The following is a 24,835-nucleotide window of genomic DNA, read 5'->3' on the forward strand; positions in this document are numbered from 1 at the left end:
GCATCCGGAAGAACGGCCGGCGACGGCTCACTAGACCCGGACGGGGCAGGCCCGACACAGCCGTAGGAAGAGAGGCCGCGCAAGCGGCAAGCGGGGTGGTACCGCGGAGTGCGCCGACAGGCGTGCATCGTCCTCGTGCAGGTGAGCACTGGAGAGAGATGTACCCGCGCAACGAGTCGACAGGTTCCGTCCCCGCGTCCCCGGACTTCCCCGCCATCGAGCAGGACGTGCTGCAGTACTGGGCGACGGATGCCACGTTCCAGGCCTCGATCGACCGGCGCGAGGGCTGCGAGGAGTGGGTCTTCTACGACGGCCCGCCGTTCGCCAACGGCCTGCCGCACTACGGCCACCTGCTCACGGGCTACGCCAAGGACGTGTTCCCGCGCTTCCAGACCATGCGCGGCAAGCAGGTGCACCGCCGCTTCGGCTGGGACACCCACGGCCTCCCCGCCGAGCTCGAGGCGGAGCGCCAGCTCGGCATCACCGACAAGAGCCAGATCGAGGAGATGGGGATCGGCGCGTTCAACACCGCCGCCCGCGACTCCGTGCTGCGCTACACGCAGGAGTGGCAGGAGTACGTCACCCGCCAGGCGCGCTGGGTCGACTTCGAGAACGACTATAAGACGCTCGACGTGACGTTCATGGAGAGCGTCATCTGGGCGTTCAAGCAGCTGTTCGAGAAGGGCCTCGCCTACGAGGGCTACCGCGTGCTGCCGTACTGCTGGCGCGACCAGACGCCGCTGTCGAACCACGAGCTGCGCATGGACGACGACGTCTACAAGATGCGCCAGGACCAGACCGTCACGGTGACCTTCCCGCTCGTCGGGGCGAAGGCCGAGGCGCTCGGGCTCACCGCCGTCCGCGCGCTCGCGTGGACGACGACCCCGTGGACGCTGCCGACCAACGCGGCGCTCGCCGTCGGTCCCGAGATCGAATACTCGGTCGTGCCGTCCGGCCCGAACGGCGCCGGTGACGGGGCCGAGGAGGGGGTGGCGGAGTACCTGCTGGCATCCGACACCCTGCCCGCCTACGTCAAGGACCTCGGCTACGCCTCGCTCGACGACGCCCGCGCCGCCGTGACGAAGACGCTCAAGGGCGCCGAGCTCGACGGCGTGAAGTACGACCGGCTGTGGGACTACTACGCCGACGTCGAGACCTACGGCATGCAGAACGCCTGGCAGATCCTCGTCGCCGAGTACGTCGCGACCGGCGAGGGCACCGGCATCGTGCACCAGGCGCCCGCGTACGGCGAGGACGACCAGATCGTCACCGCCAAGGCCGGCATCCCCGTCATCATCTCCGTCGACGAGGGCGGGCGCTTCCTGCCCCAGGTCGCGGATGTCGCGGGGCTCCAGGTCTTCGAAGCGAACAAGCCCCTGACCCAGAAGCTCCGCGCCGAGGGGCGCCTGCTCCGCGTCGCGAGCTACGAGCACTCCTACCCGCACTGCTGGCGCTGCCGGAACCCGCTGATCTACAAGGCGGTGTCGAGCTGGTTCGTGCGCGTGCCCGAGTTCCGCGACCGGATGGGCGAGCTCAACCAGGAGATCAACTGGGTGCCCGACAACGTCAAGGACGGCCAGTTCGGCAAGTGGCTCTCCGGCGCCCGCGACTGGTCGATCTCGCGCAACCGCTACTGGGGCTCGCCGATCCCCATCTGGAAGAGCGACGACCCCGAGTACCCGCGCGTCGACGTGTACGGCTCGCTCGAGGAGCTCGAGCGCGACTTCGGCCGCCTGCCGCTGAACGCGGACGGTGAGCCCGACCTGCACCGTCCGTACATCGACGACCTCACCCGCCCGAACCCCGACGACCCGACGGGCAAGTCGACGATGCGCCGCATCCCCGACGTGCTCGACGTGTGGTTCGACTCCGGCTCGATGCCGTTCGCCCAGGTGCACTACCCGTTCGAGAACCGCGAGTGGTTCGACCAGCACAACCCCGCCGACTTCATCGTCGAGTACATCGGGCAGACCCGCGGCTGGTTCTACACGCTGCACGTGCTCTCGACCGCGCTCTTCGACCGGCCGGCGTTCCGCAACGTCATCAGCCACGGCATCGTGCTCGGCAACGACGGGCAGAAGATGTCGAAGAGCCTGCGCAACTACCCCGACGTCGCCGAGGTCTTCGACCGCGACGGCGCGGATGCCATGCGCTGGTTCCTCATGTCGAGCTCCGTCATCCGCGGCGGCAACCTCATCGTCACCGAGGAGGGCATCCGCGAGGGCGTGCGCCAGCTGCTGCTGCCGCTGTGGAGCACGTACTACTTCTTCACGCTCTACGCCAACAGCGCAGGCCCCGAGGGCTACACCGCGACCCGGCGCACCGACTCGACGCACGTGCTCGACCGGTACCTGCTCGCGAAGACGCGCGAGGTGCTCGAGGAGGTCACCGGCCACCTCGAGAACCTCGACAGCCCGCTCGCCGCGAACGCGCTGCGCGACTTCGCCGACGTGCTCACCAACTGGTACGTGCGCCGCAGCCGCGACCGCTTCTGGTCGGGCGACGACCGCGACGCGTTCGACACCCTCTACACGGTGCTCGAGACGCTGAGCCGGGCCGCCGCGCCGCTCCTGCCGCTCGTCACCGAGCGCATCTGGCGCGGGCTCACGGGCGAGCGCTCGGTGCACCTCACCGACTGGCCCGACGCCGAGGAGTTCCCCGCCGACCACTCGCTCGTCGTCGCAATGGACCGCGTGCGCGAGATCGCCTCCGCCGGCCTCGCGCTGCGCAAGGCCACCGGCAACCGGGTGCGCCTGCCGCTGAAGACGCTGACCGTCGTCGTGCCCGACCCCGCGGCGCTCGAGCCCTTCGCCGGCATCCTGCGCGACGAGCTGAACGTCAAGTCGGTCGAGCTCGTCCAGCAGACCGAGGACTCGCTGCCCGACTACGGCATCACCCGCCGCCTCACCGTCAACGCGCGCGCCGCCGGACCCCGCATCGGCAAGCAGGTGCAGCAGGTCATCGGCGCCGCGAAGGCGGGCGACTGGCAGCCCGACGGCGAGGGCGTGATCGTCGGCGGCGTCGAACTGCTGCCCGGCGAGTTCGACCTCAAGCTCGAGGTCGCGGATGCCGCGAGCGCGATCTCCTTCCTCCCCGCGGGCGGCTTCGTGCTGCTCGACACGGAGCTCACGCCCGAGCTCGAGGCCGAGGGCGTCGCACGCGACCTCATCCGGAGCGTGCAGCAGGCGCGCAAGGAGGCGGGGCTCGAGGTGTCCGACCGGATCACCCTCGCCGTCACGCTCGACCCGGCCTCTGAGCCCGCGCGCTCGTTCGAGCAGCTGCTCGCCGACGAGACGCTCGCGGTCGCCGTTACCTTTGATTCGGGCGCCGAGCTCGGGATCGAGGTGACGAAGGCGTGAGCGACCGCGAGAACCCGCCGTCGGGGGACGACGACTTCGACGACAGCGAGTACGACGACTTCGGCGAGGCCGAGTTCGACGACGCGCTGCGCACCCCGCCGTTCTTCGGCCCCGGTGCCGCCGGCATCGAGGCGGACGACGACGAGGACGACGACCGCGGCTACGACTTCGACGACGCCGAGTACGCCCGCGAGGCGGAGCGCGCCTACGAGGAGCTGCTCGAGCGCACCGGCGAGGTCGCGCCGCAGCCGCGGCTCGAGGCCACCCGCCGGGCCGTCGAGCTGCTCGGCGACCCGCACCGCGCCTATCCGGTCGTGCACATCACGGGCACGAACGGCAAGACGTCGACGAGCCGGATGATCGAGTCGCTGCTGCGCGCCCACGGGCTGCGCACGGGGCTGCTCACGAGCCCGCACCTGCAGCGCATCAACGAGCGCATCGTCATCGACGGCAGGCCGATCTCCAACCGCGCGTTCGCGGCGAACTGGGACGACATCCAGCCGTTCCTCGCGCTCGTCGACACCGAGCTCGAGGGGGCGGGGGAGCCGCGGCTCACCTTCTTCGAGGCGCTGACGGTGCTCGCGTTCGCGTCGTTCGCCGACGCGCCCGTCGACGTGGCCGTGCTCGAGGTCGGCATGGGCGGCGAGTGGGACTCCACCAACGTCGCCGACGGGCAGGTCGCGGTGTTCACCCCGATCGCGCTCGACCACGAGAAGCGGCTCGGCGACACCGTCGGCGAGATCGCTCGCACGAAGGCCGGGATCATCAAGCCCGCGGCATCCGTCGTCACCGCCGTGCAGACCGAGGAGGGCTTCGCCGAACTGCGCGAGGCCGCCAAGATCGACGAGGCAGAGCTGTCGGTCGAGGGCAACGAGTTCGCGCTGCTGTCGAGCACGGTCGCGGTGGGCGGGCAGGTCATCACGGTGCGCGGGCTCGCCGGCACCTACGAGGACGTGTTCCTGCCGATGTTCGGCGACCACCAGGCCCACAACGCCGCCGTCGCGATCGCGGCCGTCGAGGCGTTCCTCGGCGGCGGATCGCAGCCCCTCACCGGCGACGTCGTCTCGGAGGGGCTCGCGACCGCGACCTCGCCCGGACGCCTGCAGGTGGTCGGGCAGGAGCCGACCGTGCTCGTTGACGCGGCCCACAATCCGCACGGCGCCGAGGCGCTCGCGGCGGCGATCCCCGCGTACTTCACCTTCGACCGGGTGGTCGCCGTGCTCGGCGTGCTGCAGGACAAGGACGCGCTCGGCATCGTGCGCGCACTCGACGCCGTGGTCGACGAGTTCGTCGTGACCCAGTCGACGTCGGGGCGAGCCATCGACGCCGAGGAGCTCGGGCAGATCGTGGCGCACGTCGCCGGACCCGACCGGGTCACCGTCGAGCCCTCGCCCGAGGCCGCGACGACCCTCGCCCGCAACCTCGCCACCCGCAGCGAGCGCGGCGCCGTGCTCGTCGCCGGGTCGATCACACTCGTCTCCGACGTGCTCGCGCAGGCCGAGGACGAAGGGTGGCGCGAGTGAGCCCACGCCCGCGCCGGCCGCGTCGGGAGCGCACCGCGACCGAGTCGCTGCTCTCGATCACGCTCGTGCTCGAGGTGTTCGTGCTGTTCTTCGCGACGATCGTCATCCGCGGGCTCGGCGTGCTGCCCGACGTCGTCGCCATCGTGGGCGGCGTCGTGTTCATCGGGCTGCTGCTCCTGGCATCCGTCGTCGTGCGGCACACCTGGGGCGTCGCCTTCGGCTTCGTGCTGCAGGCCGGGCTCATCGCCCTCGGCGTGCTCGACCCGCTCATGTACCTCGTCGGCCTCGGCTTCGCCGCGCTGTACACGTACTGCTACTTCAAGGGCGAGCAGCTCGAGCGCGCCAAGCGCGAGTACCGCGCAGACCCCTCGGACCCCACCCCCTCACCCCAAGGAGATGACTCGTGACCGACGTCCAAGAAACCCTCGTGCTCGTCAAGCCGGACGGGGTCGCGCGCGGCCTGACCGGCGAGATCCTGCGCCGCATCGAGCAGAAGGGGTACCAGCTCGTCGACATCAAGCTCGTCGAGGCCGACCGCGACCTGCTCGGCGCGCACTACGAGGAGCACCAGGGCAAGCCGTTCTACGAGCCTCTCGTCGAGTTCATGGAGAGCGGGCCCATCGTGGCGATCCGCGTCGCGGGCAACCGCGTCATCGAGGGCTTCCGCTCCCTCGCCGGCACGACCGACCCCACGACGGCGGCGCCCGGCACGATCCGCGGCGACCTCGGCCGCGACTGGGGCCTCAAGGTGCAGCAGAACCTCGTGCACGGCTCGGACTCGCCGGAGTCGGCGGCGCGCGAGCTCGCGCTCTGGTTCGGCTGAGCCCTTTCGCCGTCTTCGGCTCAGCCCATCTTCCCGGCGGCTGAGCCCCGCCCCTCCGCCCTCGTGCGGCTAACGAAGGAGAATCCGCGAATTCCGGTCGGGTTCGGACCTGATTCGGCGGATTCTCCTTCGTAGGGCACCGGATGCCCCGCGGTGCCGGTCGACGAGCACCCGCACCGCCTCCTCGACGTCGGGCCAGCAGTGCTCGACCATCGCAGCGCTGACCCTCAGCACGCTCCGGCCCTCGCGCACGATCGCCACGTCCTTCCGCCGGTCGCGCTCGAACTCGCTCTCGTGGAACTCGCGGCCGTCCACCTCGATGGCGAGCACCCCGTCCACGACGAGGTCGATGCGCTGCCGAGTCCGCGACACGGGCTGCTGCGAGGTGACGTGATGCCCGAGCGCGCGCAGCCGCGTCCGGACGATGCTCTCGGGAAAGCTCTCGCACCTCGCGTCCAGAGCAGCCACCGTCAGGCCGTTCGGCCGCGGAAGCGTCGCCAGGAGCGCTACCACCCGCGACCTCGGAAGGCGCCCGGTATGCAGCGCCCAGTCGAGGGCCGCGACTGCCGACTCGACCGGCTCGTCGATCGCGACGCGGCGCAGGGCCGACTCGAGCGAGACGGCCCAGACGGTTCCGCCGCTGAGCTGCGTCGGCTGCTCCCAGTGGAGAGTGACGCCCTCGGGCAGAGCGGAAGGGCGGTCAGCGTGGGCGTGGATCGCGTAGTGGCGAGTGGCAGGCCGCCACATCCAGCAGCCGAGCTCGTGCAGGGCGGTCAGTCCCGTGAGGCGACAGCCCAGCGCGACCGCCGCGACCGCGGCATCCGTCTCGTCGCGCGTCGAGTACACGCCGCGGCGAACACGTTTGACGGTTCCCTCAGCGACCGCGCGGGAGAGCCCTCGCTCGGACGCGCCCGCGTCGCGGAGTTCCGAGACCGTTGCAAACCCACCTCGTGCTTCGACGACCGCGGCGATCATGCGGCGAGCATCCCGCCGATCGCGTGGTTGGTTGTGCGCCCTGTAGCCGGCGGGGGAGCCGTCAGCCGAGCCGACCGCTGGGAAGGAGGGATGGGTGCGGCTATCGAAGGAGAAAACGGTGATTCCGGTCCGATTCCGACCATGGAGGCCGGATTCTCCTTCGTTGCCCGCAGCAGCGAAGGTGGGCGGCGCCCCTACAGGTACGACAGCACGTCGAGCCGCAGCTGCGCGATCACCGCGACCACCGCGTACGACAGCACCGTGATGAGCGGCACCCAGCCGTAGAGGGCGGATGCCACGCGGCGCGCGCCGGCTCCGAGGGGGAGCGCCTCCGTCGACACCGACCGCAGCAGGGTCGCCCAGAACAGCGGGATGGTCACCGCCCAGACGAGCATGCACCACGGGCAGAGCGTGCCGAGCACGAAGATGGACTGGCTGATCAGCCAGATCACGAAGGCCAGCGCGCCCGTGACGCCCACCGTGAACAGCGCCCAGAACCAGCGCGCGAAGCGGGCACTCGCGAGCATCGCCACGCCGACGACGACCGGCGCGGTGAAGCCGATCAGGCCGATCAGGGGGTTGGGGAAGCCGAACAGCGAGCCCTGCCACGAGGAGAGGTTGCGGCCGCACTGGACGACGAGACTGAAGTCGCAGCCGAGCGTGGCATCCGGGTTCTGCAGCAGCACGAACTTCTCGACCGTGAGCGCGAACGCGCCGAGCAGACCGAGCGCTCCGGCGAGGACGAGGAACACCGGAAAGGCGACTTCGCGGCCGGATTCCCGTTCGTCCTGTGACACGGTCGGGGATTATTGCACGGCTGCAATCTCGAATATCGGGAGAGCGTGCGATAATCACTCCTAGTTCCCCGGGCCGCGCCCGGAGAACGCCAACGAAGGCTTTTCCGGGCAGTACCGGGCCACGAAACGAGCACCAGGAGTGCTCAGTGTCGGATAGCCAGTTCCGAAGTGCAGTGAGAGTGCACGACAGCCAGAGCTCTCGAGCCGGCTGGACCAGATGAGGATTGGCGGCGCGAGGCGCGCCGCTCGAGTACCCGGTTGCGGGTGGCGCGGTCGCCAGCACCGGCTAGGAGTGCACCAGCGATGGTGGAAGACGACAAGAAGAAGAGGCGAACGGGGATCTTCGGAGGGCGCAGGGCGCGCTCACCGCAGCCGGATGCCACCCAGCAGCAGCCCGCGGGAACGGATGCCTCGGCACCCGTGCCTCCGACAGCCAGCGAGTCCGAGAGCACGACCGTGAGCGGGGCTCAGCCCGAGCAGCCGCGCACGGACGCCGCGCAGGCGGGGGAGACCCGCCCCGACACGGCGGCGGAGCTCGACAGCGTCGCGACGGAGCCCTTCCGGGCCGAGGCGCAGTCGCAGGCCTCCGCGGAGCAGCAGGACGAGGCGACCGAGCGCCGCGCCGAGAGCGACACGCTCGACGCCCAGGCCGGCGCCGAGGAGCCCGCGCCGAGCGCGGAGCCGCAGGCCGACGCGCCGCAGGGTGACGCAGGGGAGGCCCAAACCGGCGCGCCGCAGGCCGGCCAGGCGGACGCCGCCGAGGAGCCCGCCGCCGAGGCCCCGCAGCGCCACGACGCCCACAAGCACGACGCCCCCAAGCACGACGACGCCGAGGCGTCGGTCGAGCCGGGCGGCGAGGAGCTCGACGCGGCGGCCGCGCCGAAGCGTTCGCGCAACCGCCGCTCGAAGGCGAAGCCCGAGGTGAACCCCGCCGCCGTCGAGACGCCGGTCGAGATCGACGCCGAGGGTCCGGTCGAGTCCGGCGTGCAGGCGGAGCGTGCCGCGAGCGACGCGCTCGACGTGCCGCAGGAGGAGACCGAGCCCCAGGGGCAGGCGGCCGAGCAGAGGCCCGAGCCCGTCGTCATCCGCGCCCGGTCCACGACCGACCTGATCTTCCACGCCCCGCCGGAGCTGCCGACCCTGCCCGCACGCCCCGAGCGCCAGCGCGACGAGCGCCCGCGCGATGAGGAGGAGCCCGCGCAGTCGGTGCGCCGCCGCTCGCGCCGCCGCAGCGGCGAGGAGCTCCGCGACGGCGACACCGACCCGAACACGGTCGTCAAGGTGCGCCAGCCGCGCCAGCCCGAGCAGATCACCGAGCCGAAGGCCGTGAAGGGCTCGACCCGCCTCGAGGCGAAGAAGCAGCGCCGCCGCGACGGCCGCGACGCCGGTCGCCGCCGCCCCGTCGTGACCGAGGCCGAGTTCCTCGCCCGCCGCGAGAGCGTCGACCGCAAGATGGTCGTGCGCTCGAAGGGCGGCCGCATCCAGATCGGCGTGCTCGAGGACGACGTGCTCGTGGAGCACTACGTCGCGAAGTCGCAGGAGGCGTCGCTCATCGGCAACGTCTACCTCGGCCGCGTGCAGAACGTGCTGCCCAGCATGGAGGCCGCCTTCGTCGACATCGGCCGCGGCCGCAACGCCGTGCTGTACTCCGGCGAGGTCGACTGGGAGGCCGCGAACGACGGCGAGAACAAGAACCAGCCCCGCCGCATCGAGCTCGCACTGAAGCCCGGCGACACCGTGCTCGTCCAGGTCACGAAGGACCCGGTCGGCCACAAGGGCGCCCGCCTCACGAGCCAGATCTCGCTGCCCGGCCGCTACCTCGTGTACGTGCCGAACGGCTCGATGAACGGCATCAGCCGCAAGCTGCCCGACACCGAGCGCGCCCGCCTGAAGAAGATCCTCAAGGAGGCGCTGCCCGACAACGTCGGCGTCATCGTGCGCACGGCGGCCGAGGGGGCGACCGAGGAGCAGCTGACGCTCGACGTCAACCGCCTCACCTCGCAGTGGGCCGAGATCAGCCGCCTCACCGAGACGCAGCAGGCCCCGGCGCTGCTGCACTCCGAGCCCGACCTGCTGATCAAGATCATCCGCGACGTCTTCAACGAGGACTTCGGCAAGCTGCTGATCGCGGGCGACGACGCGCAGTCGACGATCGAGCGCTACCTCAAGGCCGTGGCGCCCGACCTGCTCGACCGCGTCGAGCGGTACGACGGCGAGGGCGACCCCTTCGACGAGTACCGCATCACCGAGCAGATCGAGAAGGCGCTCGAGCGCAAGGTGTGGCTGCCCTCCGGTGGCTCGCTCGTGATCGACCGCACCGAGGCGATGACGGTCGTCGACGTCAACACCGGCAAGTTCGTCGGCTCGGGCGGCAACCTCGAGGAGACCGTCACCAAGAACAACCTCGAGGCCGCGGAGGAGATCGTCCGCCAGCTGCGCCTGCGCGACATCGGCGGCATCATCGTCGTCGACTTCATCGACATGGTGCTCGAGCAGAACCGCGACCTCGTGCTGCGCCGCCTCGTCGAGTGCCTGAGCCGCGACCGCACGAAGCACCAGGTCGCCGAGGTCACGAGCCTCGGACTCGTGCAGATGACCCGCAAGAAGCTCGGCCTCGGCCTGCTGGAGTCCTTCAGCGAGCCCTGCGAGACCTGCGCCGGCCGCGGCCTCATCGTGCACCACGACCCGGTCAGCAAGCACCGTGCCCCCGCCGGCGAGCAGGGCAACTCCCGCCGCAACCGCAACGGCGGCAAGGGCAACGGCAACGGCAACGGCGGCGGTCAGCAGCACCAGCAGCAGCAACAACAGCAGCCGGCGGTGAAGAACGGCGGAACGCACGCGATCACCGAGGACGTGCGCAAGGCCCTCTCGCAGATCGCCGCAAGCACCGTGCACCCGGAGCACGAGCACCGCACGGATGCCGCGGAGCCGCGCACCCCGGCCTCGCCTGCCGAGCAGCCGGCGCCGGAGACCTCCGCTGAGGAGGTCAGCGTCGTCGCGGCGGAGGCGGCCGTGGCGATCCTCGACATCCCGGTCGCGCCGGCCCCGCGCACGCAGCAGCGCCGGATCTCCTCGCAGGACGCCGAGCAGATCCTCGGCTCGGTGCTCGACGCCCTGCCCGAGCCGAAGCAGCCCGGCCAGGGCCGCGGACGCGGCTCGCGGCGCGCCTCGAGCACGGGCCGCGCGAGCGACCCGTCGGTCACCACGGGCGACTGACAGCAGCAGCGACGAGGGGGCGGGTGCCGGGAGGCATCCGCCCCCTCTCGTCGTTCCCGGGCCGCGTCAGAGGCCGCGACGCTCTCGCTGCGACACCCGCAGCCCGCTCGCCTGCAGCCGCCGCACGAGCTCCCGACCGGTGACGGCGACGGCCCCGGCGGCGACGAGCTCGGGGATGCGCTCCTCGGGCACGTCGTAGTGGTCGCGGTCGAACGCGCGACGGGGGATGCCGACGGATGCCGCGAACGCGTGCAGCTCGGCCAGCGACTCGTCGCTCACGAGGTGCGCCCACAGCATCCCGTGCGCGGGCCAGATAGGCTTGTCCACGAGCACGGTCACGAATCCACATTAGGCGTGGAGAAGTTTGACCGGGCACGAACGGTCGGGTACCCTTGACCGTTGGCTCGCGCAGGGCAGGGTCCGCGCCAGGAGCCAGAGACTTCCTCTCTCTAAGACAAAGGATCATCACGTGGTTTACGCAGTTGTGCGCGCCGGCGGGCGTCAGGAGAAGGTCGAGGTCGGCTCGATCGTCGTCCTCGACCGCATCGCGGCCGATGAGAACGGCAACATCGAGCTCGCCCCCGTGCTGCTCGTCGACGGTGACAAGGTCACGCACGCTGCGTCCGACCTCGCCAACGTCACGGTGACGGCCGAGGTTCTCGGAAACGAGCGCGGCAAGAAGATCGTCATCCAGAAGTTCAAGAACAAGACCGGGTACAAGAAGCGCCAGGGCCACCGCCAGGAGCTCACCCGCGTCAAGATCACCGGCATCAAGTAGGGCAGGGCTAGCTAATGGCACACAAGAAGGGCGCGAGCTCCACTCGCAACGGCCGCGACTCCAACCCCCAGTACCTCGGCGTCAAGCGTTACGGCGGCCAGGTCGTCAAGGCCGGCGAGATCATCGTCCGCCAGCGCGGCACCCACTTCCACCCCGGCGCCAACGTCGGCCGTGGCGGTGACGACACCCTGTTCGCCCTCTCGGCGGGCACGGTCGAGTTCGGTGCGAAGGGCGGCCGCAAGGTCGTCAACATCGTCGCCGGCGTCTGACCAGCGTTTTCTCGGCAAGAGGCGGGCTTCGGCTCGCCTCTTGCTGTTTTTTCAGGCGACGGATGCCTCAGGGCTGACAGTCTCGATCGAGACGTCGGCTCCGAGGCATCCGGCGCATCCGCACATCGAACAAGGAAGGGGAACGCGATGGCGACCTTCGTCGATCGGGTGACCCTGCACCTCCGGGCAGGTCACGGCGGCAACGGCTGTGTGTCCGTGCGCCGCGAGAAGTTCAAGCCGCTCGCCGGCCCCGACGGGGGCAACGGCGGGCACGGCGGCGACATCGTGCTCGTGAGCTCGCCGCAGGTCACGACACTCCTCAATTTCCACCGCGCCCCGCACCGCGCCAGCGAGAACGGCGGGCCCGGCATGGGCGACCACCGCGCCGGGCACAAGGGCGCCGACCTCGAGCTCGAGGTGCCGGTCGGCACCGTCGTCAAGGACCCGAACGGCGAGGAGCTCGTCGACCTCACCGAGCCCGGCATGCGCTTCGTCGTGGCCCCCGGCGGGCAGGGCGGGCTCGGCAACGCCGCGCTCGCGACGACCAAGCGCAAGGCCCCCGGCTTCGCGCTGCTCGGCACTCCCGGCTGGGAGGGCGACGTCGAGCTCGAGCTCAAGACCGTGGCGGACGTCGCGCTCGTCGGCTTCCCCTCGGCGGGCAAGTCGAGCCTCATCGCGGCGATCTCGGCGGCGAAGCCGAAGATCGCGGACTACCCCTTCACGACCCTGCACCCCAACCTCGGCGTCGTCGAGGCCGGTCAGTCGCGCTTCACGGTCGCCGACGTGCCCGGTCTCATCGAGGGCGCGAGCGAGGGCCGCGGGCTCGGCCTCGAGTTCCTCCGGCACGTCGAGCGGTGCTCGGCCCTGCTGCACGTGCTCGACTGCGCGACGCTCGACCCGGGCCGCGACCCGCTGAGCGATCTCGACGTCATCCTGAAGGAGCTCGCCGCCTACCCGGTTCCGGAGGGGCAGACGCCCCTGCTCGAGCGCCCGCAGCTCGTCGCCCTCAACAAGGTCGACGTGCCCGAGGCGCAGGAGCTCGCCGACCTCGTGCGGCCCGAGCTCGAGGAGCGCGGCTACCGCGTCTTCGAGATCTCCGCCGTCGCGCGCCGCGGTCTGCGGGAGCTGACCTTCGCCCTCGCCGAGCTCGTCGAGGCCGACCGTCAGGCGCGCATCGACGCGCCGCCGGCCCCGCGCATCGTGCTGCGCCCGAAGGCGGTCAACGAGTCCGAGTTCACCATTCGCGTCGAGGGCGGCTCTGGCGGCAACGTCTACCGCATTCTCGGAGCGAAGCCCGAACGCTGGGTGCAGCAGACCGACTTCACGAACGACGAGGCCATCGGCTTCCTCGCCGACCGGCTCGCGAAGCTCGGCGTCGAGGACGAGCTGTTCAAGTCCGGCGCCGTCGCCGGGTCGACCGTCGTCATCGGCGAGGGCGACGGCATCGTCTTCGACTGGGAGCCGACGCTCACCTCGACCGCCGAGCTCGTGACGAGCCCGCGTGGCTCCGACGCCCGCATCGACGCCTCCGACCGGCTCACCCGCGAGCAGCGTCGTGAGCGCTACTTCGAGCGGATGGATGCCAAGGCCGAGGCGCGCGAGCAGCTGCGCCGCGAGCGCGAGGCCGGCCTGTACGACGACTTCGACGGGGACGACGTACCCGTCGCCGACGACGAGGAGTGACGTGACCGGACCGATCCCGACGGTGATCCCCGCCGCCCGCGAGGACATCCCGCGCGCCCGGCGCATCGTCGTCAAGGTCGGCTCCTCGTCCATCAGCGGCGAGCGGGCCGGTCAGATCGTCCCGCTCGTCGAGGCCCTCGCCGCGCGGCACGGCGACGGCACCGAGGTCGTGCTCGTGAGCTCCGGCGCGATCGCCACCGGCATCCCGCACCTCAAGCTCTCGGCGCGGCCGACCGACCTCGCGACCCAGCAGGCGGCCGCCGCGGTGGGGCAGAGCCTGCTGATCCACCGCTACCAGGCGAGCCTCAACCGCTTCGGGATCGTCGCCGGACAGGTGCTGCTCACCGCCGGCGACCTCGAGAACCCGACCCACCGCAGCAACGCGGCCCGCGCCATGGAGCGACTGCTGACCCTGCGCATCCTGCCGATCGTCAACGAGAACGACACCGTCGCGACGCAGGAGATCCGCTTCGGCGACAACGACCACCTCGCGGCCCTCGTCGCGCGCCTCGTGCGGGCCGACCTGCTCGTGCTCCTCAGCGACGTCGACGGCCTCTACACGCGGCCGCCGCACGAGCCGGGCGCGCGCCTCATCGAGACGGTCCCCGCGGGCGACGACCTCTCCGGCGTCGTCATCGGCTCGATCGGCGCGGCCGGCGTCGGCACCGGGGGAGCGAGCACCAAGGTCGCGGCGGCCAAGTACGCGGCGGATGCCGGAGTGCCGGTGCTCCTCGCCTCGACCGAGCACGTGGGCGACGCCCTCTCGGGCGCGGCCACCGGCACCTGGTTCGAGGCGCGCGGGCGCTGAGCGCGGTCCCGGCGGCCGAGTAGCGGCGCCTCCCGCGCGGCCTTCCCGCCTCCCGAGATGTCAGGTGCGGTGCCCGAGCCCTCCTCGGACCCACCGGAAGTGACATCCCGCTGCAGGACCGGCTGGGCGGGGTCATTCCGATCTGGCAGCCGCACGCCGAATCGTGACCGTCGGGAGGTCGGCGACCGGCTGCCGCCCGCGAGTACGATTTCGTGCATGTCCGACACCGTGCTCGACGCCCCCTCGCTCGTCGACCGGCTCACCGCTGCGAAGGCCGCGTCCGCCGCCCTCGCCACGGCGACCGCCGACCTCAAGAACGCGGCCCTCGAGGCCGTGGCGCGCGCCGTCGAGGCATCCGCGCCGCGCATCCTGCCGGCGAACGAGCTCGACCTCGCCAACGGCCGCGAGAACGGGCTGAGCACGTCGCTGCAGGACCGCCTGCGCCTCGACGAGAAGCGCCTCGCCGCCCTCGCGGATGCCGTGCGGCAGATCGCCTCGCTCGCCGACCCGGTCGGCGAGAACGTGCGCGGCAAGACGCTGCCCAACGGGCTGCAGCTCACCGAGGTGCGCGTGCCCTTCGGCGTCGTGGGCGCGATCTACGAGGCGCGTCCGAACGTCACGATCGACATCGCCTCGCTCGCGCTGAAGAGCGGCAACGCCGTCGTGCTGCGCGGCGGCAGCGCGGCCGCCCGCACGAACGCCGTGCTGGTCGAGCTGCTGCAGGAGGCCGTCGCGTCCGTCGGGCTGCCCCGCGACCTCGTGCAGACGATCGACGACTTCGGCCGCGAGGGCGCCCGCGAGCTCATGCACGCGCGTGGTCTCGTCGACGTGCTCGTGCCGCGGGGGAGCGCCTCGCTCATCGAGACCGTCGTGCGCGAGAGCACCGTGCCCGTGATCGAGACCGGCGCCGGAGTCGTGCACATCGTGCTCGACGAGTCGGCGGACGAGCAATGGGCCGTGGACATCGTGCGCAACGCGAAGGTGCAGCGCCCGAGCGTGTGCAACGCCGTCGAGACCGTGCTCGTGCACCGCGCCGCCGCCGAGCGGCTGCTGCCGCCCGTGCTCGACGCCCTGCGCGCCGACGGCGTCACGATCCACGCCGACGAGCGTGCCCGGGCCATCTACCCCGACAGCGTCCCCGCGACCGACGAGGACTGGGCCACCGAGTACGGCACCCTCGACCTCTCCGTCGCCGTGGTCGACGACCTCGACGCCGCGATCGAGCACATCGGCCGCTGGTCGACGCACCACACCGAGTCGATCATCACGAACGACCTCGCGAACGCGGAGCGGTTCCTCGCCCGCGTCGATTCCGCGGTCGTCATGGTCAACGCCTCCACGCGCTTCACCGACGGCGGCGAGTTCGGCTTCGGGGCCGAGGTCGGCATCTCGACGCAGAAGCTGCACGCCCGCGGCCCGATGGGACTGCCCGAGCTGACGAGCACGAAGTGGATCGTGCGCGGCTCCGGTCAGGTGCGCGGCTGACGCCGGGTACGCTTGACAGGCCCGAGGAGGAGAAAAGCATGTCGACCCTGATCACCCTGGCCGCCGGTGCCGCCGAGTCCGGCCACGAAGGCGCCGGAGCCCTCGGCTTCATCATCGCCGGCGGAGCCGCCGCGGCCTTCGTGCTGCTCGGTCTCGTGACCTGGAGCTACCGCAACGTCGCCAACCGCCACCCGAACCGGCCCGGCGCCAACAGCGGTCACCACTAGGCCACGGGTAGCCACGTGGTCGCCTTCTCCGACCGCGCGTCCGAGGCCGGCAGGCCGACGCGTCCCCGCGTCGGGATCATGGGTGGCACGTTCGACCCGATCCACCACGGCCACCTGGTCGCGGCAAGTGAGGTCGCGCAGCACTTCGATCTCGACGAGGTGATCTTCGTGCCCACGGGTGAGCCGTGGATGAAGCCGAACGTCACCGCGAGCGAGCACCGCTACCTCATGACCGTCGTCGCGACGGCCTCCAATCCGCGCTTCACGGTCAGCCGCGTGGACATCGACCGCGAGGGGCCGACGTACACGATCGACACCCTCCGCGACATCCGCAAGATCCGTCCGGATGCCGAGCTGTTCTTCATCTCGGGTGCCGATGCGGTCGCCCAGATCCTCAGCTGGAAGGACGTGTCGGAGCTCTGGTCGCTCGCGCATTTCGTCGCCGTGACGCGTCCTGGGCACCGGCTCAATGTTTCTGGATTGCCTGAGCACGACGTATCCTTGCTTGAAGTCCCTGCGCTGGCGATCTCGTCGACGGATTGCCGCTCCAGGGTGAGTCGGGGTTTCCCCGTCTGGTACTTGGTCCCGGATGGCGTGGTCCAGTACATCTCCAAGCACCACCTGTATCGGAAGTGAGCGAATGACTGTTTGGCAAGATCAGCAGCCGCCGCGCAGCCGGCGGGCCGCTCGTGAGATGGGGCGTGCTGACCTGCCGGAACAGTCGACCGACGAACCGCAGCAGCAGGGCGCCACGTTCGAGGACGCCGCCCCGTCGTTCGCGCCCGCTCCCACCGACGGCGTGCTGAGCCGCCGTGCGCTCCGCGAGCGTGCGCAGCAGGGAGAGCAGCCCGCCGACGCTCCCGCCCCCACCGGTCGCCGTGCGCAGCCGGCCGAGCCCGACCGCACCACCGAGAGCGGCGAGCCCCTGAACTACGTCACCCAGAACCGGGTGGCCCCGGCTGAGGCCGGCGACGCCGCCGACGGCTCCGAGTTGCCGCCGACCGAGGCGCTGCCCACGCAGGACGCCCCGAACTATCGCTTCCGCGACTTCAGCCCCGAGGCCCGTCGCGCCCAGCCGGTCTTCACCCCGCCGCCCGCGCCGATCGGCACCGTGCCCACCTGGGGCGCGCACGTCGCGCCCGGCGAGAACGAGGGCCAGCTCGACTACCAGACCGCTCAGCGCGCGCCGAAGCCCGCCGAGCCGACCGAGCACCGCACCATGACGCGGCGCGAGCTCCGCGCCCTCGAGGCGCAGGGGCTGCTGAAGCCCGCCCTGCCCGAGCCGAAGGCCGACGAGGCCGAGCCGCCCGTGGCCTCCGTCGTCGAGGTGCCCGCCGTCAAGGGCGACCAGTCGGATGACTCCGAGCAGCCCGCCGTGGACGCGCCGTCGCCCTCGATCGAGGCCCTGTTCGCGCCGGTCGTCGACCCCGCCACGCCCGTCGACGAGCCGAGCCAGGACGCCCGTGCCGCCGAGCCGGAGACCACCGAGCCCGACGCCGAGCCGCAGGACGCCGTCGAGGAGCCCGCGGCTCCCGTCGAGCCCGAGTCGAAGACCGCCCGCCTGTTCGGGCTCTTCGCCTCGCAGGCCAAGAAGGCCGACCGCGCCGAGGCCGAGCGCGCCGAGCTCGCCCGCGTCGAGGAGGTCCGCCGCGAGTCCCAGCGCGCCGAGGCCGAGCAACTCGAGGTCGCCCGCCGCGAGGCGGAGAAGGCCGAGGCCGAGCACCGCGCCGCGGAGCAGCGCGCCCTCGAGGAGCGCGCCGAGCAGCAGCGGCTCGAGGCCGAGCGTCACGCCGCCGAGGCCGCTGCGATCGCGCAGGCCGCCGGCCCCGCGACCGAGCTGTTCGACGTGCGCGCCGACCGCGAGGCCGCCGAGCGCGAGGCCGAGGAGCGCGCCCGCGCCGTCGAGCGTCAGGCCGCCGAGCGTGCCCGCCGCGAGGCCGAGGCGCGCGTCGCCCCCGCCCCGCTGGTCGAGCCGGAGGAGCCCGAGCGCCGTCCGGTGCCGAGCGCGAACGACCTCTTCGCCGCGCTGAGCGCCGATGTCGCCGACGAGCAGGCCTCGAAGGCCGACCGGTTCGCCGAGTTCGACTTCATCACCCGTGCCGGTACAAGCCCCGCCTCGGCCGAGCCCGTGTCGGTCGCCGGCCTCTTCGCCGACGCCCCCGCCGAGGAGCGCCCGAGCGAGGAGCAGCCCGCCGCGGAGCAGGAGCAGGTCGCCGAGGAGCCCACCCCCACGGCGCGCTTCGACACTCCGGCTCCGTTCACCCCGCCGAAGGGCCACTGGTCGATCCAGTCGGACATCGACGAGATGACCCAGCCGCGCGAGAACATCTCGCGCATCATCGGCCAGGGCAGCGGCGCGATCGCGTCGAACGCCCTCGTGCTGCCCTCGATCCCCAGCGCGGATGTCACGGCGCCCGTCGCCGCGACCGGCGAGATCCTCATCACCGGCTCGTTCGACCTGCCGCCGGGGCTCGCGACCACGGGCAGCATCCCCGAGCGTCTCGACAGCGAGATCGACCACATCGTCGACCCGGGCGACCGAGAGCAGGCCGTCACCGACGCCGCCCCCGTCCGCGCCGTGCGCGCCATCTCCAGCAACACCTCGACGCGTGGCGTGATCTCGGCCAAGCGACCCAAGGGCAGCCGGCTTCCGCTGGTGCTCGCGGGCTCCGCCGCCGTGATGGCCGCCTCGGTCGTCGGGCTCTTCATCGCCGGTTGGACGACCGGCGTCTTCTGATCGCAAGGAATCCGTGACTGCTTCTGAGCACGCCCAGCAGCTCCTCCGCATCGCGGCGGAGGCTGCCGACAGCAAGTCCGCGCTCGACCTCGTCGCCCTCGACGTCTCCGACCCGCTGCCGCTGACCGACGTCTTCCTGCTCGCCTCCGGGCGCAACGAGCGGAACGTCGTCGCGATCGCGGAGGAGATCGAGGACAAGCTGCTCGAGGCCGGGGTCAAGGCGCTGCGCCGCGAGGGCCGTGCCGAGGGCCGCTGGGTCCTGCTCGACTTCGGCGACCTCGTCGTGCACGTCTTCCACGAGGAGGACCGCATGTACTACTCGCTCGAGCGGCTGTGGCGCGACTGCCCGGCGATCCCGCTCGAGCAGGCGGCCGCTCAGCAGGGCGACTGAGGCTCCTCTCGGAGTACTCCGATCTCGGGCTGCTTGCCTTGCGGCATGAAGTGTCCCAACGATCAGACCACGCTCGTGATGAGCGAGCGCAGCGGAATCGAGATCGACTACTGCCCCGAGTGCCGGGGCGTGTGGCTCGACCGCGGTGAGCTCGACAAGATCATCGAGCGGGCGAACGGCGACTCCTATCCCTCGAGCCAGCCGGAGTCCCGCCAGCAGCCCTCGGGCTTCGGCCAGGACTCCTACGGCTACCGGGACGAGGGCTTCCGCTACGACGAGCACCGGGGCGACTCCGGCTACCGGCGCAAGAAGAAGGAGCACTGGCTCGGCGAGCTCTTCGGCTGAGCGCCGGGCTCGCCGGTCGAGCCCGGCGAGACACAAACCGTAACGCGCCCCCACACTCGGTAGATTCTGTAGTCCCGACGCGCCGCCGACGCCGCGATCATCCCTTCCCCGGAACACAGGACACCGATGATCTCGCTGGAGCACGTCTCGAAGACGTTCGGCGCGGGCCCCCGCGCCGTCCGCGCCCTCGACGACGTCTCGCTCGAGGTGCGCCAGGGGGAGATCTTCGGTGTCGTCGGGCGCAGCGGCGCCGGCAAGTCGACGCTCATCCGCACGGTCAACCTGCTCGAGCGTCCCGATTCTGGCGTCGTGCGCGTCGACGGGCGTGACCTCACCGGGCTCTCGTCGAACGAGCTGCGCCAGGCCCGCCACGAGATCGGCATGGTCTTCCAGCACTTCAACCTGCTGGCGAGCCGCACCGTCGCCGGCAACGTCGAGCTCGCGCTCGAACTCACGGGCGTCGCCCGCGACGAGCGGCGTCGGCGTGCCCTCGAGATCCTCGACCTGGTCGGTCTGGCCGATCGCGCGGAGAGCTACCCTGCGCAGCTCTCCGGCGGCCAGAAGCAGCGCGTCGGCATCGCCCGCGCCCTCGCCGGCCGCCCGAAGGTGCTGCTCTCCGACGAGGCGACCAGCGCCCTCGACCCCGAGACCACCCGCTCGATCCTCGAGCTGCTGCGCACGGTGAACCGCGAGCTCGGGCTCACCGTGCTGCTCATCACGCACGAGATGGACGTCGTGAAGACCGTCTGCGACTCTGCGGCGCTCATCGAGGGCGGCCGCCTCGTCGAGCAGGGCGGCCTCGTCGACCTGATCCGCGCACCGGGCTCCCGCCTCGCGCGCGACCTGTTCCCGCTCGGCCCGGTGCCCGAGACATCCGGAACCGTCGTCGACATCACGTTCTCGGGCGGCAGTGCCGACCGGCCCGTCATCGCGACGCTCGCCCGGCAGCACGGGCTCGACGTGTCGATCCTCGGCGCGGCGATCGAGACGATCGCCGGCAACCAGGCGGGGCGCACGCGGCTGGAGATCCCCGGCACGGGCGACCAGATCGACGCGGCGATCGCCGACCTCCGGGGGCAGGGCCTGCTCGTCGAGGTCGTCTCGCAGCCGAGCGAGGGAGTGCGCGCGTGAACAACGACCCGACCGCCCCCGGCTTCTGGAGCGACCTCGCCGAGGTGCTCGTCGAGGCCACCGGTGAGACGCTCTACATGGTCGGCGTCGCGCTGCTCGTCACCGTGCTCGTCGGGCTGCCGCTCGGCGTCGTGCTCGTCGGCACCGAGCGCGGCGGCTTCCTCGAGGCGCCCTTCGGCTCGCGCCGGGCCGGCGTCGTGATCAACCGGGTGCTCGACTTCCTCGTCAACCTCGGTCGCAGCGTGCCGTTCATCATCCTGATGATCGCGCTCATTCCCGTCACCCGGCTCATCGTCGGCACGTTCATCGGGTCGACCGCGGCGATCGTGCCGCTCGCCACCGTCGCGATCCCGTTCTTCGCCCGCATGGTCGAGATCGCGATCAAGGAGGTCGACGCCGGGCTGATCGAGGCCGCCGACTCCCTCGGCGCGACCCGCTGGCAGCTCGTCAGCAAGGTGCTCGTGCCGGAGGCGCTGCCCGCCATGATGCTCGGCCTCTCGACGACCGTCACGTCGATCATCAACTTCTCCGCGATGGTCGGTGTCGTCGCGGGCGGCGGCCTCGGCGACGTCGCCATCCGCTACGGCTACAACCGCTACAGCGTGACCCACATCATCGCGGTCATCGTCATCGTCTTCCTCATCGTGATGGTGCTGCAGACGATCGCGACCCGGCTCGCGCGCCGCTTCGCCCGCCGCAGCTTCGACTCGCGCGGCCGCACGAGAGGCGACGAGGCGGATGCCGCCCGCGAGCTCGTCTCCGCCGTCGACGACGGGCTCCTGCCCGGCGGCAGCAGACGCTAGACCCCTCCCCACGCGCCGTCCGAGTCAGCATCAGGCCGGCGCCGCCCCACTCACCGAGAGAAAGCAGAACGACATGTTCGCAACGAAGAGCAGCAAGCGCCTTGCTGGTGCCGCGGCTGCCGCCGCCGTCCTCACCCTGGGCCTCACCGGCTGCGCCGGGGGCTCCACCGCCGCCGGCGGAACCGAGGGCGAGGGCCTCGGCACGATCAAGGTGGGCGCGCTCGCGACGCCCGCGGGCGACATCCTGAACTTCATCCAGGACGAGCTCGCCGAGGACGAGGGACTCACGATCGAGTTCGTCGAGTTCACCGACTACAACACCCCGAACAGCGCGCTCGTCGACGGGTCGATCGACGCGAACCTGTTCCAGAACACGACGTTCCTGAAGAACTTCAACGAGCAGACCGGCAGCGACCTGCTGAGCGTCGGCGAGGCGTACCTGCCCACCGCCGCGTTCTACAGCGACAAGATCGACGACCTCGACGAGCTCGAGGACGGCGCCACGATCGCCATCCCGAACGACCCGACGAACGAGGGCCGCGCGCTCAAGATCCTCGCCGCCGAGGGCCTGATCGAGACCACCGACGAGCCGACCACGCTCGACGACATCACGGCGAACCCGAACGACTTCCAGTTCGAGGAGATCGAGAACGCCTCGCTCGCGCAGGCCGTCGCCGACGTCGACACCGCCTTCGTGACGATCGCCTTCGCCCTGCCCGCCGGCCTCACCGCCGAGCAGGCGATCCTCGTCGAGGGGTCGGACAGCTCGTACTACAACGTGCTCGCCACCACGCCCGAGCTCGAGGACGACCCGCGCGTGCAGAAGCTCTACGAGCTGCTGCTCTCCGACGAGGTCGCCGAGTTCGAGGAGGAGACCTGGGGCGGGCTCGTCGTGCCCGCAGAGGGCTAGGCCGACCGGCTCACTCGGAGGGGCGGATGTCCCGTGGCGCACGTCGCCGCGCGGCATCCGCCCCTCTCGTCGTTGCCGGCCGCCCGAGCAGCCACGGCCGAAGCGCCCGCGTGACGCCCGGGAGCGCGAGGTAGGTCATGATCGGCATCACGACGACGATGACGAGGAGCACCCGCAGTGCGAGCGGCTGATCGGCCACGAGGGGCACGAGCAGCGCCTGCGCGAGCAGGCTGAGCGGATAGAACGCGAGGAAGATCGCGACCATCTGCTTCCAGCGCGGGGGAGCGGGCGGTGTCGCCGCGACCACCTCGACGGATGCCGGTTCGTCGAACCAGCCCTCGATGCCCGTGCGCCGCTCGGCGCGGGCGTCTTCGACGAGGCCGTGCGCGCTCGCGATCCACCACGCCCGCTCGGGCGACCGTTCCCACGCCTCGAGGCTCGCCGCGTCGGCGAAGCGGTAGAGCATGTGCCACTCGGTGGAGGCCGGGTCGGGCCGGATCCATCCGGAGCCGAGGTAGCCCGGAGTCGCGCTCAGCAGATCCTGACCGGCGCGCGCCCACGCGGCGACCTCCTTCGACCGGTCGGGGCTGACGGTGCGGGTGATCGAGACCGTGATCGGCTGAGCCATGCCCCCAGTCTGGCCGCTGGTGGGGCCGCTCCCGTCACTCCACGTCGGCGATGAGCTTGAACTGGGCGCCCGTGGTGTCCGTGACCGTGGCGAGCCGGCCGTAGGGGGTGTTCTCGGCGGGCTGCACGACGCGACCGCCGAGCCTCGTGACGCGCTCGATCGTGGCGTCGGTGTCCTCGACCTGGAAGTAGACCGACCAGTGCGACGGAACGCCCTCGGGCAGGAAGCGGCTCGCGTCCATGATGCCGGCGACCTCGGCGTCGCCGTCGAGGATCTGCGAGTACCGGAAGTCGTCGTCGTCGCCCATGATCTCGGTGACCACCCCGAACGCCCGAGTGTAGAAGCCGATCGCCGTCTTGTAGTCGGTCGTGAGGAGCTCGAACCACGCCGGCGCGTTGTCCTCCCCGACCACGTCGAAGCCGTTCATTCCCGTCGGCTGCCAGACTCCGAACACGGCGCCCGTGGCATCGACCGCCACCAGCATCCGTCCCATCTGCGGGATGTCCATGGGCTCGACGATCACCTGGCCGTGGGAGTTGCCGATCGCGGCCGCCGTCCGGTCGAGGTCTTTCGAGGCGAGGTAGATCATCCAGGCGTCCGGCGCGCTGTCGGGGTCGCGGTTCGTGCCGAGCCCCGCGACGACGGACTCGCCGGAGGAGAACATGACGTAGCCGCCGTACTCCTCGCCGGAGACGTCGGAGCTCCAGCCGAAGACGCCCTCGTAGAAGGCGCGGGCGTCGGCGGGACTCGAACTCGCGAGGTCGACCCAGATCGGCGTCCCGTCGGCGAAGGAGGTGGGAGAGGGCATCGTCGCGCCTTTCGCTAGCGTCTGTTCTCGGCTGTACGGGCGACGCTACGCCGCCACCGCGACGGCCACCAGGGCGCGATGGTCATCACCACCCCTCAGGATGTAGTAACCTCGTCTAGTTGCTTCTTACGGAGCAGCCCGGGTCTGTGGCGCAGCTGGTAGCGCACCTGCATGGCATGCAGGGGGTCAGGGGTTCGAGTCCCCTCAGATCCACCATCACGACGAAGAAGGCGGTCCGAACGGACCGCCTTCTCGCGTTAACGGGGTGAACGGCTCAGCCCCTGGCGGCCTCGCGGTACATCGCCGTGATGATCTCGGTGGCCTTCTCGATCTCCTGCGGGCTCCAGCGTGCGGCGACCTCGCCGGCCTGCCGGTCGAAGCGGTCGAGCGACGACCAGGGCTCCTCCTCGGCGGTCACGGTGGGGTAGAGGTGTACCGCGCGCCGGTCCTTCGCGGAGGGCTCGCGCCGCAGCAGACCGCGCCGCTCGAGCCGGTCGACGAGCACCGTCGTGGTCGCCGACGACACCTGCAGCTGCTGAGCGACGTCGCGGGCGAGGGCGCCGGGGCGTGCGAGCAGGAACCGCATGGCCTTGAGGTCCGTCTCGCTGAGCTTCAGCTCCACGAGTCCCTCGAGCGACGCTTCCCGCGCGGCGGCGGCGTAGTCACGGAGGGCTCGGAGGAGATCGGCTTCTGGGCCCATGCGGTGCTTCCTGTCTGCTTCACGCGGGCGGATGCCCTCACGTAGTCCTGTCCACGATAGAGGTCGCGGCGCGACGTCCCGACCGCGGGTCACCGTCGCCGCGCGGTGAGCACCTGCAGCATGCGGGTGGGTGTCAGTGCCTCCGCCACGAGGAAGCCCTGCACCCGGTCGCAGCCGAGGTCGCTCGCGAGCCGCCACTGCTGCAGCGTCGCGACGCCCTCGGCGACGAGACGGAGCCCGCGCTCGTGTGCGAGGGCGGCGGCCGCCGCGGCATCCGCCGGGTCGTCCTGCTGCATGAGCGAACGGTCGATCTTGATCTCGGTCGCGGGGACGACCTCGAGCAGCGCCGCGTCGGCGTGCCCGGTGCCGAAGTCGTCGATCGAGACGCCGAAGCCGTGCTCGACGAGCGACGCGAGGAGCTCCCGCGCCCCGTCGACCG

General features: G+C 71.3%; 25 protein-coding genes, 1 tRNA gene and 1 pseudogene. 19 read left to right on the forward strand and 8 right to left on the reverse strand.

Annotation, left to right across the window (positions count from 1 at the left end; translation table 11 throughout):
• The first annotated feature begins 158 nt into the window (after nucleotides 1–158).
• Genes ileS through ndk form a run of 4 tightly spaced genes read left to right on the forward strand, consistent with a single transcriptional unit; the run spans nucleotide 159 to nucleotide 5,705 of the window.
• Nucleotides 159–3,359 (forward strand): isoleucine--tRNA ligase, encoded by a 3,201-nt coding sequence (gene ileS, locus JUB10_RS12860; RefSeq protein WP_207457320.1) that lies wholly within the window; start codon nucleotides 159–161, stop codon nucleotides 3,357–3,359.
• A complete protein-coding gene (locus JUB10_RS12865; protein ID WP_374191702.1) occupies nucleotides 3,356–4,882 on the forward strand; it encodes a bifunctional folylpolyglutamate synthase/dihydrofolate synthase in 1,527 nt (508 codons plus the stop codon). The genes ileS and JUB10_RS12865 overlap by 4 nt, the downstream gene beginning before the upstream one ends.
• On the forward strand, nucleotides 4,879–5,289 hold the full coding sequence (locus JUB10_RS12870) for a DUF4233 domain-containing protein (RefSeq protein WP_207457322.1): 411 nt from the start codon (nucleotides 4,879–4,881) through the stop codon (nucleotides 5,287–5,289). The genes JUB10_RS12865 and JUB10_RS12870 overlap by 4 nt, the downstream gene beginning before the upstream one ends.
• Nucleotides 5,286–5,705: a nucleoside-diphosphate kinase gene (gene ndk, locus JUB10_RS12875; RefSeq protein WP_207457324.1), complete on the forward strand. Its 420-nt coding sequence runs from the start codon at nucleotides 5,286–5,288 to the stop codon at nucleotides 5,703–5,705. The genes JUB10_RS12870 and ndk overlap by 4 nt, the downstream gene beginning before the upstream one ends.
• 69 nt (nucleotides 5,706–5,774) lie before the next feature.
• Here ndk and JUB10_RS12880 read toward each other — a convergent pair whose 3' ends face one another.
• The 3 genes and pseudogenes from JUB10_RS12880 to JUB10_RS12885 form a co-directional block, all read right to left on the reverse strand.
• On the reverse strand, nucleotides 5,775–6,551 hold the full coding sequence (locus tag JUB10_RS12880; RefSeq protein ID WP_242682575.1) for an endonuclease domain-containing protein: 777 nt from the start codon (nucleotides 6,549–6,551) through the stop codon (nucleotides 5,775–5,777).
• Nucleotides 6,552–6,557: 6 nt separating this feature from the next.
• A pseudogene (locus JUB10_RS15145) lies at nucleotides 6,558–6,680 on the reverse strand (type IV toxin-antitoxin system AbiEi family antitoxin domain-containing protein); the annotation flags it as partial.
• A 194-nt stretch (nucleotides 6,681–6,874) separates the two neighbouring features.
• Nucleotides 6,875–7,477 carry a vitamin K epoxide reductase family protein gene (locus tag JUB10_RS12885; protein ID WP_207457326.1) on the reverse strand — a complete coding sequence of 201 codons (603 nt, stop codon included), beginning with the start codon at nucleotides 7,475–7,477 and terminating at the stop codon, nucleotides 6,875–6,877.
• 303 nt (nucleotides 7,478–7,780) lie between these two features.
• Between JUB10_RS12885 and JUB10_RS12890 the strand changes: the two genes are divergently transcribed.
• Complete coding sequence (locus tag JUB10_RS12890) at nucleotides 7,781–10,693, forward strand: Rne/Rng family ribonuclease (RefSeq protein WP_242682576.1); 2,913 nt, start codon at nucleotides 7,781–7,783, stop codon at nucleotides 10,691–10,693.
• A gap of 66 nt (nucleotides 10,694–10,759) precedes the next feature.
• On the opposite strand, the gene JUB10_RS12895 is transcribed toward JUB10_RS12890, so the two are convergent.
• Complete coding sequence (locus JUB10_RS12895) at nucleotides 10,760–11,032, reverse strand: DUF4031 domain-containing protein (RefSeq protein ID WP_207457327.1); 273 nt, start codon at nucleotides 11,030–11,032, stop codon at nucleotides 10,760–10,762.
• 130 nt (nucleotides 11,033–11,162) lie between these two features.
• On the opposite strand from JUB10_RS12895, the gene rplU reads away from it, so the two are divergent.
• The 13 genes from rplU (at nucleotide 11,163) to JUB10_RS12960 (ending at nucleotide 22,260) form a co-directional block, all read left to right on the forward strand.
• Complete coding sequence (gene rplU, locus JUB10_RS12900; RefSeq protein WP_207457328.1) at nucleotides 11,163–11,471, forward strand: 50S ribosomal protein L21; 309 nt, start codon at nucleotides 11,163–11,165, stop codon at nucleotides 11,469–11,471.
• Nucleotides 11,472–11,485: 14 nt separating this feature from the next.
• Complete coding sequence (gene rpmA, locus JUB10_RS12905; protein WP_207457329.1) at nucleotides 11,486–11,740, forward strand: 50S ribosomal protein L27; 255 nt, start codon at nucleotides 11,486–11,488, stop codon at nucleotides 11,738–11,740.
• 147 nt (nucleotides 11,741–11,887) lie between these two features.
• Nucleotides 11,888–13,423, forward strand: a complete 1,536-nt coding sequence (gene obgE, locus JUB10_RS12910; RefSeq protein WP_207457331.1) for a GTPase ObgE — start codon at nucleotides 11,888–11,890, stop codon at nucleotides 13,421–13,423.
• A 22-nt stretch (nucleotides 13,424–13,445) separates the two neighbouring features.
• On the forward strand, nucleotides 13,446–14,231 hold the full coding sequence (gene proB / locus JUB10_RS12915) for a glutamate 5-kinase (protein WP_207457379.1): 786 nt from the start codon (nucleotides 13,446–13,448) through the stop codon (nucleotides 14,229–14,231).
• Between the two features lie 216 nt (nucleotides 14,232–14,447).
• A complete protein-coding gene (locus JUB10_RS12920) occupies nucleotides 14,448–15,716 on the forward strand; it encodes a glutamate-5-semialdehyde dehydrogenase (protein ID WP_207457333.1) in 1,269 nt (422 codons plus the stop codon).
• A 38-nt stretch (nucleotides 15,717–15,754) separates the two neighbouring features.
• Nucleotides 15,755–15,943: a hypothetical protein gene (locus JUB10_RS12925; RefSeq protein WP_207457335.1), complete on the forward strand. Its 189-nt coding sequence runs from the start codon at nucleotides 15,755–15,757 to the stop codon at nucleotides 15,941–15,943.
• Between the two features lie 15 nt (nucleotides 15,944–15,958).
• Nucleotides 15,959–16,579: a nicotinate-nucleotide adenylyltransferase gene (gene nadD, locus JUB10_RS12930; protein ID WP_307859225.1), complete on the forward strand. Its 621-nt coding sequence runs from the start codon at nucleotides 15,959–15,961 to the stop codon at nucleotides 16,577–16,579.
• A 58-nt stretch (nucleotides 16,580–16,637) separates the two neighbouring features.
• Nucleotides 16,638–18,680, forward strand: a complete 2,043-nt coding sequence (locus tag JUB10_RS12935) for a hypothetical protein (protein ID WP_207457336.1) — start codon at nucleotides 16,638–16,640, stop codon at nucleotides 18,678–18,680.
• Between the two features lie 13 nt (nucleotides 18,681–18,693).
• Nucleotides 18,694–19,071, forward strand: coding sequence for a ribosome silencing factor (gene rsfS, locus JUB10_RS12940; protein ID WP_207457338.1), 378 nt, complete (start codon nucleotides 18,694–18,696; stop codon nucleotides 19,069–19,071).
• Nucleotides 19,072–19,116: 45 nt separating this feature from the next.
• On the forward strand, nucleotides 19,117–19,416 hold the full coding sequence (locus JUB10_RS12945) for a TFIIB-type zinc ribbon-containing protein (RefSeq protein ID WP_207457340.1): 300 nt from the start codon (nucleotides 19,117–19,119) through the stop codon (nucleotides 19,414–19,416).
• Between the two features lie 126 nt (nucleotides 19,417–19,542).
• On the forward strand, nucleotides 19,543–20,547 hold the full coding sequence (locus tag JUB10_RS12950; protein WP_207457342.1) for a methionine ABC transporter ATP-binding protein: 1,005 nt from the start codon (nucleotides 19,543–19,545) through the stop codon (nucleotides 20,545–20,547).
• Nucleotides 20,544–21,350, forward strand: a complete 807-nt coding sequence (locus JUB10_RS12955; protein WP_307859226.1) for a methionine ABC transporter permease — start codon at nucleotides 20,544–20,546, stop codon at nucleotides 21,348–21,350. Before JUB10_RS12950 ends, JUB10_RS12955 begins: the two co-directional genes overlap by 4 nt.
• A 73-nt stretch (nucleotides 21,351–21,423) precedes the next feature.
• The gene (locus JUB10_RS12960; protein WP_207457344.1) at nucleotides 21,424–22,260 is read left to right on the forward strand and encodes a MetQ/NlpA family ABC transporter substrate-binding protein; all 837 of its coding nucleotides are present in this window, start codon (nucleotides 21,424–21,426) and stop codon (nucleotides 22,258–22,260) included.
• 10 nt (nucleotides 22,261–22,270) lie between these two features.
• Here JUB10_RS12960 and JUB10_RS12965 read toward each other — a convergent pair whose 3' ends face one another.
• The gene (locus JUB10_RS12965; RefSeq protein ID WP_207457345.1) at nucleotides 22,271–22,888 is read right to left on the reverse strand and encodes an antibiotic biosynthesis monooxygenase; all 618 of its coding nucleotides are present in this window, start codon (nucleotides 22,886–22,888) and stop codon (nucleotides 22,271–22,273) included.
• 34 nt (nucleotides 22,889–22,922) lie between these two features.
• Nucleotides 22,923–23,696, reverse strand: a complete 774-nt coding sequence (locus tag JUB10_RS12970; RefSeq protein ID WP_207457347.1) for a VOC family protein — start codon at nucleotides 23,694–23,696, stop codon at nucleotides 22,923–22,925.
• A 140-nt stretch (nucleotides 23,697–23,836) separates the two neighbouring features.
• Here JUB10_RS12970 and JUB10_RS12975 point away from each other — a divergent pair.
• Nucleotides 23,837–23,912, forward strand: a tRNA-Ala gene (locus tag JUB10_RS12975).
• A gap of 58 nt (nucleotides 23,913–23,970) precedes the next feature.
• Here JUB10_RS12975 and JUB10_RS12980 read toward each other — a convergent pair.
• Entirely contained in the window at nucleotides 23,971–24,396 is a 426-nt protein-coding gene (locus JUB10_RS12980) for a MarR family winged helix-turn-helix transcriptional regulator (protein ID WP_207457349.1), read from the reverse strand.
• An 89-nt stretch (nucleotides 24,397–24,485) separates the two neighbouring features.
• On the reverse strand, nucleotides 24,486–24,835 hold a 350-nt coding region (locus JUB10_RS12985), incomplete at its 5' end, for an EAL domain-containing protein (RefSeq protein WP_207457351.1).

The sequence above is a fragment of the Desertivibrio insolitus genome (assembly GCF_017355965.1).
Classification (GTDB): domain Bacteria; phylum Actinomycetota; class Actinomycetes; order Actinomycetales; family Microbacteriaceae; genus JAFIQW01.